This is a genomic window from Bacillus sp. FSL K6-1338, from assembly GCF_038006965.1.
GTDB lineage: Bacteria > Bacillota > Bacilli > Bacillales > Bacillaceae_G > Bacillus_A > Bacillus_A thuringiensis_S.
Window position 1 is genome coordinate 32,984 of record NZ_JBBOWI010000002.1, and the last position, 13,777, is coordinate 46,760.

Here is a 13,777-nt window from a genome sequence, read left to right on the forward strand (position 1 = left end):
CAAGAAACAGACAATTTAATTATATAGATAAAATATAAATAAATCCATATATATGTAATATTGCATATAAAACTTTATTTATTGATGCTATAATAGACTTACTCGATGATTGTTATATTTTTTTATGGTTTTTAAGCAATACAATACCTTCTTAACACTAAGTGTACAAGTAAAAGAAGACATTTTAATCGATATCTTCTTTTTTTTATAATAACAACACAATAAATTTCTTTATGAATTAGAGGAAACTCTAAAACAAGAAAAAGTATTGTTGTAATCAAAAACTGGGCATCAAACAAAAAGAATAAAAAACAGGTAATTGTTCGTAATCACAATTACCTGTTTTTTATCATTTATATTTACTCTTTATTTTTTTAAAATTTCATTAACCTCTCCTACACTTAATTCAGTGGCTTCCGCTATCTTCTCTATAGGTACACCTACTTTAATTAAATTGTGAATCATCTCTATCTTAGTTGCTATTCTAGCTTCTTTTGCAGCTTTTTCTTCTGCCGTCTCTATTTCTGATATTCTATCTTTTATTGCCTTCTCTCTCGCCTCATATAAGCGTAAAAAGTCTTTATCACTACTTGAACTACCCCCACTTTCACTTCGTTTAGAAGTGAGGGATTCCTAAGTAAAGAGTTCTATCGAACTCTAATTGATTAGGCTAACCCCGCAGTCCTTGCGGTTAGAAGCCTTATTGCTTCATTCTTTAGATTGATACTTGCGTTAATATCCCTATCATTGTTTGCACGACAAGAAGGACAGTCCCATTCACATAGGTTTAGATTTTTAACGTCTTTATTTTGATATCCACAACAAGAACATAATTGGCTGGAAGCAAATGTTTTCGATACGACAATAACTTGTTTGCCATACCATTTTGCTTTGTATTCTAACATGGATCAAAATTGCGACCAAGATACCTCACTAATTGCTTTTGCTAACTTATGATTCTTTAACATATTCGATACTTGCAAATCCTCTATACCGATAACATCGTGGTTTTTGATGATTTCAGTTGAATTTTTTACTACCAACCATTAAAATATTTTATAATCTTTATATATAAACTTATTTTTAGGAGTAGATAGAATGCCAGTTACACTCGAACTTATTCTTTTCATTCTTATAGCAATTAGTGCTGTTGGCTATTTGATAAAAGAATCTCAAAAAACTAAGAAAAGAACCCTTGGAATTTCACTAGAACTTTTAGTTCTTTTCTGGTCAATATGGAGAATATCGACTATCATAATCCAAATTTCAGAATATAATCTCTCGTGAATAAAATTCAATATTCCGTCAATAATGTATATGACATCAGATTTTCTCCTTGTTCCCCCTTGGAGAACCGAACAGTTAGCTAATTTGGCTAGCTGCTTTGTTGTGTAAAACAAAGCATTTATAAAAAGCTTTCTTAACATCCAATTAATGGAAGTCAATTACCTTTTATGGTAATGTTTTGGTAATCCCATAAAGATCTATCGTTCCATTAACAGGACCCGTCCCCCTAATCGGGTCCTGTTAAATGTTCTCTATTAAAACAGTGTTTTTGTTCAACTATCATCTTCGCTTCTTCACATTCTACAATTCCATATGCAATATTACATATCCTATATGTTCAATTTATAAACATGTAATAATTGGTTTATAAAATATTTAAAACTAATATTGAAAGGAGAATACTAAATGTCTTTCTTTTCGTGGTCTCCTCTTATTTTCTTAGCAGTTGTTGCAATTATCATTTCTATTAAAAAGAATAAGAAACAATAGTTTTAAATAGTTACAATAATTTATTTCTAGGAGGTGTATTTATGTCATTTACAGTATGGAGTGCAATTTTTATGACTTTAATCGGCGCAATGTCCGGAGCAATCTTTGGTACAATTTCTTCTAAGAAGAGTAAAAATACCAACTAAAAACCTACTAATAAAAATGAATTTTTATTTTAGTGACAGCTGATACGATTTTAATATTTCAGCTGTCATTTTCCATTCAAATAACTATTTTGTTCACTTTTTTGATACATTTACGAAATATTTATATGTTATCTTCAGTAAGTTCTTTTCTTTTCATAACATTGTGTGAGTTATACCAACACAAGAGGCCCTAGATCCCTAAATCTAGGGATCCTTCGTTTAAATAACTATGTTGTTCGATTTGATGTATAGACAACTGTATATTTAGATGTTAAAACATTATTGTGATTCCCACTTGGTTTCACATACAACTTTTTTTCTGCGATTATGGGGTTCTTACGTAATAGTAAGGACCCTTTTTTTATTTAGTACCCATAGCCAGTAAATCCGAGGCCCATATTTCTCCTTTCTGATTCCAATAATCCCAACGTTTCTACTAACGCTATGACGCCTACTGGTGCCTCGTTTAATCAAATGAGTTTCTGCCCTTTAAATGCGTCATAACGCTATTACGCTTCAAGAATTTGTCCACGGTACTTGTTGCGGTATAATCAAAACTTCCGACTACATCCTCCAATGTTAGTTGCTTCATGCCCCTAACCCCATTGGACGTGATTTGATTTTGTTCTTATCTGCCTGATCCATAATTAATGCAGCGATTTCTAGTTGATGCCTTCCTAACTCTTTTGCTATTTCAAGAATATCTTTATCCTCATCCCACATTTCTCTCAATTGAATCACTTCGCTTTCATCAAACACTAAATCCAACTCTTCTAAAGCAATATATAAGTTATGACGCGACTTGTTCATGTACTTTCCCTGCTGCAACGCCATTGTGTAATTCTCCTTTTCCAAATCCGTTCCAAGTCTTGGAATCCCATTTCCCCTCCAGTTGTAATTGATGAATTTCTCTTAACTCCGCCATAACGGCATGACGTCTTCTATCCACTTCTTCAGGACTGCGATTCCCTGCTTTGCAAATACTCGGAGGAAACGAATTATGCAAAACTCATTTTATACAAAGTGGTGGTTTTGGTTTATCATTGCCGTTGTCGTAATTGTTGTTGGCGGAAAAAACACTAAAGAAGAAGCTACAACAACTCCAACCGAACCAAAAAAAGAAATAAAACAAAAACAACCCAAACAAGATGTTCAAGTTCAACCAGAAAAGAAGGAACAGCCTAAACAAGATATTCAAACTCAACCAGAAAAGAAAGAACAACCTAAACAAGATATTCAAACTCAACCAGAAAAGAAAGAACAACCTAAACAAAATGTTCAACAATCTGCATCGGGATTCACAAATCCTATAAAAAATATTGATAAAACAGCTGCTATGAATGCAGTCAAAGAAAAAGCAAAGAAAGACTTCCCAGATGATTACATGACACAGAATTATTTAGCAGATGAACAATCTAAGGCGTTTGATTATCTAAATGGTATTGAACTCAAATCTCAGGAAGAAGTAAACGTTATGAAGAAAGTAATCAACGACTTCCCTAATAACTTCATGCCTACTAAGTATGTTTATGAAGAACAGATAAAAGCTATGAACAAGCAGTAATAAGATATTATGCTTTTCATTTTTTCGTAAACAAAATATGGATAAATACGTTAAAACAATATTCGGATGGAAGTCCAATACATATTATTAAAATTAATGTGGTTCAAGTCGGAGGAAGGGACCTTGGGATGTCTTTTTTTGTTTATTGTTTTATTTATAAAGTGCTTGAATTCAAAAAAGACATAGAATAGAACTTAATATAATAATCCCAATAAACCGATAATATCAATAACCTTCTTATTTTCTACTCTACAATAAAGCTTTGTACTCTTGCGCTCGATAATTACCATATTACCTTTAGTTAGTTTTCGTAAATGTTGTAAAATCATAGGTTCCGAAATATGCGTCGCAGCGTTCAACTGGGAAACTGTCAAGGTCCCACTTACAATCAATTCACGTACAATTAATAAACGACTTAAACTGCCTAATAATTCTAAGATTTCAGCACCATTTTCATAATTACTAGAATTTATATTAAAATCGCCCAACATACTATTCATCTCCCTAATATTGATACAAATACTAGCTCAAATAGCTTAACATAAAAATCGGATGTATTCTCCTAATAATTTCTATAAAAATGTAAAAATTTCAAGTTTTGATGGTTCAAGTCGAAGGTGGGCACCTTAGGGGGGATTTTTTTATATTCATAACTTTTTTTGGGAATTATTTGAAATATTATACATAATTTTATATTATTATATAGTAATTAATTATAATTATAGAAATATTTAGGGGGATTTTTTTTATGAAATTAGGGAAATTAGCATTAGTCGGAGCTTTAGCTTTAGGTGGTTTCACAGGTTTAGCAACATTGGACGCAAAGCCAGCGGCAGCAGCGGAAAATGTACAAGTAGCATCAACAACTTGGGGCGACCCAGCAACATTATTTGATTTAGCACAAATTGCTTGGAATTTCCCAGCTTATTTATCCGATGATGTTAAGCCTTCTTATAAAACTGGTGACTACTTCACAGTTAAAATGGGTTGGTACAACGGAGTAGATGGCAATCCAATGAAGATTTATCGTGTTCTCGATAATAACTCATTAGTTCGCTACAAAACTATGTATCCAATTCCAGTAAATAACGGCACTCTTAACGAAGCTGTATGGAGTACTGATATTAATTCAGTATACGAGCCAGGTCGTTACATTGCTGTTGTGAATATTGATGGCAATTTCTATCAAAGTAATATCTTTACAATCAACAAGTAATACGTTTCTGTCCTGAGTATGACAGAATAAACTACTCTCTTTCATCTAAGACCTCACATAATTGAACTCATAAACTATTATATTCCTGAGGAGGAAACGGATTATGAAAAAATTATCGAAGGTAGTATTAGCAGGAGCTTTAGCTTTAGGTGGATTTACAGGTTTAGCGGCACTGGATGCAAAGCCAGCGGCAGCAGCGGAAAATGTACAGAAAGCACCGACGGTTGACAACTGGCCTTTCAAAACCCTCTATGAATTAGCAAAAGGCACGACTGCATTACCAGATTTTTGGATTAATCAGTTCAAACCTGCTTATTACACAGGTGATACATTAACATTTAGTACGAATTGGGTAGACCAAGCATCTGGGAACGCATTGAAAAATTTATTGTGTATTAGATGATAAGGAATTGACGTTAGCTCGCTATCAAACACTTTATCCTAACAAAGATTGGAATGGAACTGAGTGGAGAGCTGCATATAGAACACCTATCACTTCTGTTTACGAGAATGGTAGCTATATTGCAGTTTTAGATGTTGATGGCACTTAATATCGTAGCCAGGTCTTCACAATCAATCAATCAATCAATAGTAATACCTTCCTAAGCAAGACGGTATAAACTGCTTACCTTCATCTTAGATACTACAGTGATGATTTCATACATAAAATACAATTATCAAGTCGGCTGAAGGCACCTTATGGCGTCTTTTTTTTGTACATTAAAAAGCCTCGCCATCCTATGGAGATGGTGAGGTGCTTATGTATATTATTCACTATCTTGTTTTCTCTAATACTTTCTTCTTGATTGAACATCTATTGCGTTGCAAACATTGCAAAAAGAATCATTACTACAATTACAAGTACGGAAAAAACATAGACCATACTACTAGTACCTTCCTTATTTTGCTTGTTCTCTTCTTTCATCCGTTGTACAGCATAAAAGAAATCACATATAGCAGAAAAAATTTCTAACAATATCTGCATAACTTATTTGCCTCCCCTTATAATATATGTGCAGTATTAATTAACTAATAATTTCCTTATATATTATATCAGCTAGGGTCCATGGAAGAATAACTAATTATTTTTATAAATTAATGTATTAATCAATATGGCATTAATACAGGATAGTCCAAGTTAGAGGAAGGCACCTTAGGGTGTTTTTTTTATAAAAAAGAACTCCTAAAACGCCTTAAATTAGTCAACTTCAATATTACTCTTTTTTATTAGTTTGTTTTAACTTAATATATTAATTTTAAGTTAAAAATTTGTTATAATTAGTAAATGATTATATTAATTAGATGGAGAGGATACAATATTATGGGTTATAAGTTTCGTAGAATTATCCAAGTTTCCCCGGGTGTGAAAATTAACTTTACATATACAGGTATGGGAGGGAACTCCATTCCACCTGAATCAAGAACAACAACTTATATACCTGGAACTGGAATCTCGTATATGCCACGAATATCTGAGTCAAACAACTATTATATACAACGAGGGTATCAAGGACCAAACACTTCCTATCCCACTATGGATGAACAAGATTACAATACGGTAAATGCATTTGAGCCAGTAAAAGAAACCCAAACTTACCTTGTTACTGCTTTTCGTAAAAAGGATAATCAAGTAAACTCTGTAGGTAGAAAACTAATGAAACCACTTTCCATAATTGCAGGCGTTTTTGCGGGCCTATTCTTACTTATGATGCTTGTTATACCTGCTCTATTCCTGGCAGCCATGTCTTTCCTATGTTATAAAAATATAAAAACACCATTTGCGGTTGTATGCCCAGAATGTGATGCTGAGAATTTATTCATTTTTGAGGAAGAGAAGATTGCTTGTCGTAAATGTGAGAGCACTCTTATAATCCAAAAATAAAAGGTTCTTGAATACACTCCCCAAAAATGAATTGTGGTATTGAATTTCAAGATGGCCCTTGAAGGCTCCAGCTCTCTTTTTTATTTCCTTTTGACAATATAAAGATAAATAGTTTGTTATTATATTTAAGGATTTATTTATATTAGGAGGAATGAACAACTATGTTTAAAAGATTAGCAGTATTACTTATTGGAGCTCTATTATTATTTGGTTTATCCGCTTGTGACAGCGTTAAATCAATGACAAGTAATGTCACGGTTGGTAAGGTAATTGAAAAATTTAAAGCTGCAGGATTAGAAGCTGACAATCCTAGTGACCTACCAGAAAAAGAATTTGGAAATACTAGAAAAGAAGCAAAGCGCATTCTTGTTCCAGCATTAGGTGAAGATAGTGGTGGTAGAATATTTGAGTTTAAAAACAAAGAAGATCTTGAAAAAGCTAAGAAATACTATGACGATTTAGGTAATGGTAATCAAATGCTATTCTCTCATACTTACGCAAAAGGTAACTTCCTTATACAAATGAATGGTGATATGGAAGATGCACAATTTAACAAATATAAAGAAGTTATGGACAAAGTAATTAAGTAAGTTAAATAATCCGCTTTCATTTATATGAAAGCATGTTAGAATTATCTTTGGATTAGCGTCCAATACATATTATTAAAATTAAGATGGTTCAAGTCGCAGGAAGGCACCTTTGGGTGTCTTTTTTTTATTTATCTTCGACAGTGAAAATCATACATTACACATTTATGATGAGATTTCTAACATCACAAGCGGAACAAATGCAATTAATAGAATCGGTAAATATCCAATCATTAAAATGTATGAATTATAAAATTTAAAAGACTATAAAAATGCAAAGGTACTTATTTATTTACCTGAGTCACATAAAGATTTTGGTTTAGTATCTTACGGTTATCATGCAGAAATAGATGCTTTCGATTTCGGACTTGATATTAGTGATGTGACAAAATATCAAGCATTTATAGAACTCGCTAAAAATCATGTATAGTTCACGAAACTGTTAGAAGAAATAGCAAGAAAAAAAGACAAAAGTATTATAACTTTTGTCTTTTTATTTTAAGGTTATCCATTCGTAACTTTCCCATTCTTTAGGCTTCTTATCATACTTTAAACGGCCAGTCGTACAGAATGAAGCAATTATCCATTGAATAAAGTTCATCTTGGCATATGGATCTATACAATCTTCTAACTTCTTTAGCTGATAGCCTGTACTATTTTTCTGCCAAATTGTATATAAACGAAAATGAGTTGTCGTTACAAGTCTAGCTTTTGTTGTAACTTGCCATTTAGAAATTTTCGTTAAATCCTCTTTGACTTTTCTCTCATACTCTTGTTTTATCACTTTATAAGTCTTATCTTTTTTAATTAATCCATTAGAGATTGTAAAAGGCATTTGATGCACCTCATAAACTGTTCCTTCTTCATCTCCTAAAATATTTGATTCTACTAGAAACATATTTTTTAGTTTTAACTGTTCTGTTAATTCTTTTCCGCTCCGATAAAATGGCTTCTTTATCTTCTGCAACAAGATAACCTGCACAATTAATCCTATTAGTAAAGGATATGCTAATACAAACAATATATTAATAAACATGTTTAAAATAATAACGCCTATTAGAGCAAAAATTGTAAAGTAAATATAGGTTTCTCTTTGATGAATGATTCTACTGTTCAAGCCAAGATACCTCCATTTTGATAAATAGTGAAAGCAATATACACAATTGCTCCTAATAAAATAGAACAAGCCCCTGGAAAGCTCTGTATCAGCTGTATTTCTTTCTTTGGTAGTTTTGCCCCAAATATAGAAGCAGCATGCTCCAATTGGTCTTTAATCGCTCCTACAAACCCTAGAATTTTAATTAAACGATACACGCTAGCAATCCAAAAGAATAGTAAATGGAAAGCTGTTAATGTAATAGCGGTAAGCATAGCCGATTCCTCTGCTACATCGCTAACATATAGAGCTGCCACCACAAGCATTTTCGTATCACCGGGTGAAGAAAATTTAAATGTCTCTAACAATAAGCCACATACTAAGGCCATAGTTAGTACAATTACAATCTCTTTTCCCGTTCGTATTCCAGCAAAATACGTGATACCTAAACCTACTACTAAAAAAATGAAATGCCATATATTTTTTGTTTTTCTATACTTTAAGTCGGTAAATACATTAAGTACCATATAACTTAGAAATAATCCCATGATATACAGGCTCATTTTCTTTACTCCCCTCTTAATTTCATATAAAAATACTGTGTAAAAAAGGGAACCACTTTTAGAGTAGCCCCCTCGTTTATTTTTATATTTATTTTTTGTTCCAAGAATCAACATCTGCATTGCTTGATGCTTTTGTGAATCGAGCTAGAATTGTATCATAACCACCTTGGATTGCTTTCCATACGAACGGGCCAATTACTAATACAATAATCACCGCTAACGCGATTAACATACCGTTTTCTGATGATAATTGTGAGTCTTCGTTTTTTAACCAACTTTTCATTTTTGCTAACATTTCATTTCGTCTCCTTTATATATCAATTTTAAGTATCTACTAAAATTAGAACTTATCTATTTAAATCTTTAATTACTTATTCCAAGAATTTACGTCTGCATTGCTTGATGCTTTTGTGAATCTTGCCAGGATCGTATCATAACCACCTTGGATCGCCTTCCATACAAATGGGCCAATTACTAATACGATAATTACCGCCAGAGCGATTAACATACCGTTTTCTGATGATAGTTGCGAATCCTCATTTTTTAACCAATTTTTCATTTTTGCTAACATGATTGAATCTCCCTTCTCCATTTATTTGAGCTATACGTAATAAACATCATTCATCTAAAACTTCTATTACTTGTTCCAAGAATTCACATCTGCATTGTTTGATGCTTTTGTAAATCGAGCTAGAATTGTATCATACCCGCCTTGAATTGCTTTCCATACAAACGGGCCAATTACTAATACGATAATCACCGCTAACGCGATTAACATACCGTTTTCTGATGATAATTGTGAGTCTTCGTTTTTTAACCAATTCTTCATTTTTGTTAACATGTGTAATGCTCCTTTACCTATTCCATTTTTGATAACATCTACTATAAACTTGCAAATCCTTGCATTAAGGATTGAATAACAATCACCATTGGATAAATCACAATACATCCAATAACTGCGACGTTAAATTTATTCATTTCCATCGGCTTATTTTGAATGAGACGGTTATAGTTCTCATGTTTTAACTCACGCATCATTTTAATCTGTGCATCCATAATATGAAGACTCTGTACCTTGTCCGTTTTTTGCGCTTGTTGCAATGCAATCGTAAAGGTATTTACTTCTGGACTATTTAAAGCAGCAGCAAAGTTTCGAAATGGTTGATCCGAGCCAGCATACATTTCTAATTCCGCAGTAAGTGTAGATACATACGGACGAAGATGTCTTCCAGCATATATCTCTGCCTTTTTTACTGCTTCTAATGTTGTATGTGTTTTTAACAGCTGCAGCATAGGAATTAGATACTCTGGTAATTCGAACTTCCTAGCTTCTATCGCCTGCTTGATTCTTCTCTTTAATAGATAATCAGGATAGAAGTAAAGCAGTGGTGAAATCAAAACTCCCACTTTAAATAAGTAGTAATCATGGAACACCGTACATATCAAGAAAACAGAGGTGAAAATGATGGGATATGCTACCTTCATCTTTAAATATTCTTCTGGTTTCGTATCCAGGCCAGCTTCTTCTAATTTTTTCTGAATCTGCTCTTTCTTTTCTTCTGTCAGGTACTTATGTGATAACGACTGGAAGGGCGCGAGCATCATCTGATTTAAATTCTTCTTTTCAATTCGTTTTGCATTTTCTACATAGTTCGTAAGTAAGCTACCGCTATCTTTTTTACTTTGTAGAAAGGTAGAGAATACCCAGTACATGACAACGAATACCACTACAGCTAAAATCGTAGCCACCTTATTCCCCTCTTTCTGTTGGGTTATAATTTGCAATCTTTTCTACACGGGTTGCTAAGAAAAAGACAATGAACATATTTACCGCTAACGCGATTTTTCCCATCATAGAACCTGCTAAAAATCCATATGCTTCTTTTGACATCAACATAATAACAATCGGCATAGCAATGGCAATTAAGCAGTTCTGTACAAAGGCACGTTGCGCTTGCGACAAACTAGAACGCAATCTTGCCAGGTATAGCTTTTGTTTTTCGAAATCTTCTGCAATATCTAGTAAGACTTGAACTGAATTTGTTCCACCTTCTCGGCTGCACACTTCCAACATTTCATGGAAGAAAACCAATTCTCTAAAGTTAAACGTTTCATTGAATCCTCTAAATGCACGATGCATTGTGGTTCCACCTTCTAATAAAAGAGAAACTTTCTCTATTTCTTCTTGAATGCTTTCATGCATCATTGGCTTCACCTGAACTAATACCCGTTTTGCATTGTTACTAATTTGAAGTGCATTTGCTACAGCTTTCATATAGATAGAAAGACGGTCAATGACAACCAAGTAGTAACGTTTTTTTCTTCGATAAAGAAGAAACCTTGGAACTAAAAATCCAGATAAAACGGTAATCAGTGTAAAAGGATCTCTACCAAAAGAAAAATAGAATACTGCTGCAATACTCATTCCGGAAAGAATCGTATATACCCAGTACATACTTTTTGTTAATTTCCACTCGTACTTTTGGGCTTCTTGGATAACGGATTGTGGCAAATACATTCGTATCCCTTTGATATTTCTTAATTCCAAGCGCCTTTCTTCTTTCTCATTTTCTTGAACAAATTGAGAGAGAGCAGAACCCTTAGATTTTGCAAAAAGTAAAACGAGCAATACTACACTAATAAATATCAAGAATATGCATCCATAGGCTAATAAACTACGCATATTGCACCTCCTGTTTTGAAAGGAATGGTGCATAAAGAGCTGGATTTACAGTAGAAGAACGGAATTTCTTCTCCATATCAGCTGATATTCTTCCTGTAATAATATGTTGGCCATGAATTTTCCCTATTCTTTCATTCATTTCATCTTGTTTCTCATATGTTGGCATAAACTGAGACAATGGATTAAACTGTATATCTTCCTGATAATCCAATAGTTCAATCATCTCTGTAATATAACGATTTCCATCATCTTTCTTTTCCAAAAAGACAATTACATCAAATGTCTGTGAAATCAATTCATATAAATACTGGGCATCAATATTCGCACCACTTTGCAGACACATAAGCATTAAACGCCTAACTGCTTCTTTTGCACTTCTTGCATGGACAGAGGTGAAACCAGGATGTCCTGTTTGGAAAAAGTTAATCATTTTTAACGCTTCTTTCCCCCTCGATTCCCCTACAATTAATCGCTTGGGCCCTTGACGTAAAGCATTTGTTAACAATCTATCAAAGTCGATTGCATTTTCTTCTACTTCCGATGCCCTACACTGCATCGGAACAAAATGATGTTCTGGAAAAATGCGATGCAAATATAATTCAGGGTTATCTTCTACTACAAGAGTACGTTCTTTTTTCTTTCCTTTCGGAATGTGAGAAGCAAGATATTTCATAAACTCTGATTTCCCTGTACCCGTAGCTCCAGCAACTAAAATATTCATTTTGGCTTTCACAGCTGCAGCCAAAAAGTTCAACATTTCTTTCGATGCTTGATTGGTAGATAACATCCGCTCTTCAGAAGCACGAAGGTGATCCGCATTCTTACGAATCGTTATCGTTGTTCCGAGTCCCCCAAGTTCATCTAACGCAATATTGATACGTATATACGGAAATACGCAGTCAACATATGGCTTTGCTGTATTTAATGACTCTGATGTACTGTTTACCATCTTATAAGCTAGGGCTTTCACTTCTTCTTCTGTCTCAAATCGGTAAGGAAATGTACATTCTCCCTCTCCGATTTTTTCGTAAATGATTTCTTTTGTGCCATTGATATAAATATCAGTTACATCCTTATCTTCTTTTAAAGGTTCTATAATCCCAAATCCAACAATTTCATCACACACCATATTTAGTAACTGTTCTGAAGGTACATCTGAAACGACGACTTGATTGCTTAGTAAAAAGCCTTTAATAATTTGCTCCACAGCTGTTCTCTTCTCTTTATTCATAAAGGATTCGCTTAAGATATCACGATGTTCTTTTACTAAAAATGCACGAATTTCATCCGTAATATCTTTAATTTGTTGAGCTGTAGTTGTTCCTAACTTTCGCACCGATTTAGAACGAATCCTATAACCAAAGTGATATAAATCCACTCGATTTCGCTTTAAGGATACTTGTTTTCCCTGTAAATAGCCCCACATACTACTTGCCACCTTTTTAATTTCGTAAACCAAAGAGACCCTTTTTCATAGAGGAGTGCTGGGATGGAATATTAAGACCAGCTGCTTCCATAATATGATGGACCTTTGCATTAATTTGCGGGGAACCAAATTGCATCCCCCATTCATAACTCGTACGATCTCTGTCATACGGAATTGTCACTGCAATGTTTTGGGAAGAAAGCTTTTCAATATCTTCTACATAGTCCTCGTCTCCCATATTCAAAACATGAATCATACGAGGCAATGTTAGCTTTGCTTCTTCTATTAGTTGTAATTCTCTTTTAATTGCTAACGCACCACGAGGGTTGCCATTTAGCACATGAACAACAAGGTCTGATTGGTATAGAATTGGGTAACTAAGCACCTCGGATAATTCAGTTGGTACCGATAGAATGATGTAGTCATATTCTGTATCTACAAGTGATTCGATAAATGTCGTTACAAACAATTCTTTGTTTTGAATCTCTGGGAATTGATTTAAGCTATAACCTGATGGAAACACCAGAAAATCCATCTTATCGTGTAATTTTTGCGCCAGCCTTGGATTCACTTTTTTTTCTAGTAAATCTTGCTTGGTACAAATATATTGCAAGAGATTGTATTCATTTTCTTTTCTTACAAGCCCTAGCATGTTTTTACTCTCATGGCTAAGACCTGTTCCAACCGCGAAGTTTGGTCTTACTTGGTCCGCTTCTACATAAAGCACCTTTTTCCCTAAATGAGCTAACTCATTTGCCATCGCAATACTTAACGTACTTTTTCCTACGTTTTCGTTTGTCGCATAAAAGGCAACCATTCTTACTTGCCGGTCCATCTT

The 13,777-nt window shown here is 33.7% G+C and carries 22 protein-coding genes and 3 pseudogenes; 9 read left to right on the forward strand and 16 right to left on the reverse strand.

Annotated features, from left to right (window positions below):
* Window positions 1-366 precede the first annotated feature (366 nt).
* Window positions 367-594 (reverse strand): annotated as a pseudogene (locus tag NZ044_RS27220) (Rpn family recombination-promoting nuclease/putative transposase); the annotation flags it as partial.
* Window positions 595-665: 71 nt separating this feature from the next.
* Window positions 666-1,034 (reverse strand): annotated as a pseudogene (locus tag NZ044_RS27225) (RNA-guided endonuclease TnpB family protein); the annotation flags it as partial.
* Between the two features lie 64 nt (window positions 1,035-1,098).
* On the opposite strand from NZ044_RS27225, the gene NZ044_RS27230 reads away from it, so the two are divergent.
* Window positions 1,099-1,287, forward strand: a complete 189-nt coding sequence (locus NZ044_RS27230) for a hypothetical protein (protein WP_001145518.1) — start codon at window positions 1,099-1,101, stop codon at window positions 1,285-1,287.
* A 448-nt stretch (window positions 1,288-1,735) separates the two neighbouring features.
* Window positions 1,736-1,922: pseudogene (locus NZ044_RS27235) on the forward strand (hypothetical protein).
* 466 nt (window positions 1,923-2,388) lie between these two features.
* Here NZ044_RS27235 and NZ044_RS27240 read toward each other — a convergent pair.
* From NZ044_RS27240 to NZ044_RS27250, 3 genes are read right to left on the reverse strand one after another with little or no spacing between them, the layout of a single operon-like run.
* Window positions 2,389-2,514 carry a hypothetical protein gene (locus tag NZ044_RS27240; protein WP_254912702.1) on the reverse strand — a complete coding sequence of 42 codons (126 nt, stop codon included), beginning with the start codon at window positions 2,512-2,514 and terminating at the stop codon, window positions 2,389-2,391.
* Window positions 2,511-2,756 carry a hypothetical protein gene (locus NZ044_RS27245; protein WP_016078555.1) on the reverse strand — a complete coding sequence of 82 codons (246 nt, stop codon included), beginning with the start codon at window positions 2,754-2,756 and terminating at the stop codon, window positions 2,511-2,513. Before NZ044_RS27245 ends, NZ044_RS27240 begins: the two co-directional genes overlap by 4 nt.
* Complete coding sequence (locus tag NZ044_RS27250) at window positions 2,713-2,928, reverse strand: hypothetical protein (RefSeq protein ID WP_061664723.1); 216 nt, start codon at window positions 2,926-2,928, stop codon at window positions 2,713-2,715. The genes NZ044_RS27245 and NZ044_RS27250 overlap by 44 nt, the downstream gene beginning before the upstream one ends.
* Between NZ044_RS27250 and NZ044_RS27255 the strand changes: the two genes are divergently transcribed.
* Window positions 2,923-3,486, forward strand: coding sequence for a hypothetical protein (locus NZ044_RS27255; RefSeq protein WP_016078556.1), 564 nt, complete (start codon window positions 2,923-2,925; stop codon window positions 3,484-3,486). The two genes, NZ044_RS27250 and NZ044_RS27255, sit on opposite strands and share 6 nt — an antisense overlap.
* Window positions 3,487-3,680: 194 nt before the next feature.
* On the opposite strand, the gene NZ044_RS27260 is transcribed toward NZ044_RS27255, so the two are convergent.
* Entirely contained in the window at window positions 3,681-3,977 is a 297-nt protein-coding gene (locus NZ044_RS27260) for an ArsR family transcriptional regulator (protein ID WP_098506744.1), read from the reverse strand.
* A gap of 257 nt (window positions 3,978-4,234) precedes the next feature.
* Between NZ044_RS27260 and NZ044_RS27265 the strand changes: the two genes are divergently transcribed.
* From NZ044_RS27265 to NZ044_RS27275, 3 genes are all read left to right on the forward strand, one after another.
* Window positions 4,235-4,702 (forward strand): DUF5065 family protein, encoded by a 468-nt coding sequence (locus NZ044_RS27265; protein WP_025689478.1) that lies wholly within the window; start codon window positions 4,235-4,237, stop codon window positions 4,700-4,702.
* Between the two features lie 103 nt (window positions 4,703-4,805).
* The gene (locus NZ044_RS27270) at window positions 4,806-5,105 is read left to right on the forward strand and encodes a DUF5065 family protein (protein ID WP_257147544.1); all 300 of its coding nucleotides are present in this window, start codon (window positions 4,806-4,808) and stop codon (window positions 5,103-5,105) included.
* 7 nt (window positions 5,106-5,112) lie between these two features.
* Window positions 5,113-5,253 carry a DUF5065 family protein gene (locus tag NZ044_RS27275; RefSeq protein ID WP_257147543.1) on the forward strand — a complete coding sequence of 47 codons (141 nt, stop codon included), beginning with the start codon at window positions 5,113-5,115 and terminating at the stop codon, window positions 5,251-5,253.
* Window positions 5,254-5,516: 263 nt separating this feature from the next.
* Here the strand turns inward: NZ044_RS27275 and NZ044_RS27280 are convergent, their stop codons facing one another.
* On the reverse strand, window positions 5,517-5,687 hold the full coding sequence (locus NZ044_RS27280) for a hypothetical protein (protein WP_016078559.1): 171 nt from the start codon (window positions 5,685-5,687) through the stop codon (window positions 5,517-5,519).
* A gap of 336 nt (window positions 5,688-6,023) precedes the next feature.
* Here NZ044_RS27280 and NZ044_RS27285 point away from each other — a divergent pair, with 336 nt between their 5' ends.
* The 3 genes from NZ044_RS27285 to NZ044_RS27295 all read left to right on the forward strand — a co-directional run bounded on the left by NZ044_RS27285 (window position 6,024) and on the right by NZ044_RS27295 (window position 7,424).
* Window positions 6,024-6,584: a DUF4236 domain-containing protein gene (locus tag NZ044_RS27285; protein WP_089607999.1), complete on the forward strand. Its 561-nt coding sequence runs from the start codon at window positions 6,024-6,026 to the stop codon at window positions 6,582-6,584.
* Window positions 6,585-6,745: 161 nt separating this feature from the next.
* Entirely contained in the window at window positions 6,746-7,174 is a 429-nt protein-coding gene (locus tag NZ044_RS27290) for a stress protein (protein WP_277514339.1), read from the forward strand.
* Window positions 7,175-7,283: 109 nt separating this feature from the next.
* Window positions 7,284-7,424, forward strand: a complete 141-nt coding sequence (locus NZ044_RS27295; RefSeq protein ID WP_277514341.1) for a hypothetical protein — start codon at window positions 7,284-7,286, stop codon at window positions 7,422-7,424.
* Window positions 7,425-7,664: 240 nt separating this feature from the next.
* On the opposite strand, the gene NZ044_RS27300 is transcribed toward NZ044_RS27295, so the two are convergent.
* The 9 genes from NZ044_RS27300 to NZ044_RS27340 form a co-directional block, all read right to left on the reverse strand.
* Entirely contained in the window at window positions 7,665-8,288 is a 624-nt protein-coding gene (locus tag NZ044_RS27300) for a hypothetical protein (protein WP_061664717.1), read from the reverse strand.
* The gene (locus tag NZ044_RS27305) at window positions 8,285-8,830 is read right to left on the reverse strand and encodes a hypothetical protein (RefSeq protein ID WP_000061106.1); all 546 of its coding nucleotides are present in this window, start codon (window positions 8,828-8,830) and stop codon (window positions 8,285-8,287) included. Before NZ044_RS27305 ends, NZ044_RS27300 begins: the two co-directional genes overlap by 4 nt.
* Window positions 8,831-8,918: 88 nt before the next feature.
* Window positions 8,919-9,125, reverse strand: a complete 207-nt coding sequence (locus NZ044_RS27310) for a hypothetical protein (RefSeq protein WP_000879960.1) — start codon at window positions 9,123-9,125, stop codon at window positions 8,919-8,921.
* A gap of 72 nt (window positions 9,126-9,197) precedes the next feature.
* A complete protein-coding gene (locus NZ044_RS27315; protein WP_000879955.1) occupies window positions 9,198-9,401 on the reverse strand; it encodes a hypothetical protein in 204 nt (67 codons plus the stop codon).
* Between the two features lie 66 nt (window positions 9,402-9,467).
* Complete coding sequence (locus NZ044_RS27320; RefSeq protein ID WP_000956352.1) at window positions 9,468-9,671, reverse strand: hypothetical protein; 204 nt, start codon at window positions 9,669-9,671, stop codon at window positions 9,468-9,470.
* A gap of 41 nt (window positions 9,672-9,712) precedes the next feature.
* A complete protein-coding gene (locus tag NZ044_RS27325) occupies window positions 9,713-10,579 on the reverse strand; it encodes a hypothetical protein (RefSeq protein ID WP_170264902.1) in 867 nt (288 codons plus the stop codon).
* A 1-nt stretch (window position 10,580) separates the two neighbouring features.
* Window positions 10,581-11,513 (reverse strand): type II secretion system F family protein, encoded by a 933-nt coding sequence (locus tag NZ044_RS27330; RefSeq protein ID WP_170264903.1) that lies wholly within the window; start codon window positions 11,511-11,513, stop codon window positions 10,581-10,583.
* Window positions 11,506-12,939, reverse strand: a complete 1,434-nt coding sequence (locus NZ044_RS27335) for a CpaF family protein (RefSeq protein ID WP_000264624.1) — start codon at window positions 12,937-12,939, stop codon at window positions 11,506-11,508. Before NZ044_RS27335 ends, NZ044_RS27330 begins: the two co-directional genes overlap by 8 nt.
* Window positions 12,940-12,955: 16 nt before the next feature.
* The gene (locus NZ044_RS27340) at window positions 12,956-13,774 is read right to left on the reverse strand and encodes an AAA family ATPase (protein ID WP_098505514.1); all 819 of its coding nucleotides are present in this window, start codon (window positions 13,772-13,774) and stop codon (window positions 12,956-12,958) included.
* Window positions 13,775-13,777: the final 3 nt, after the last annotated feature.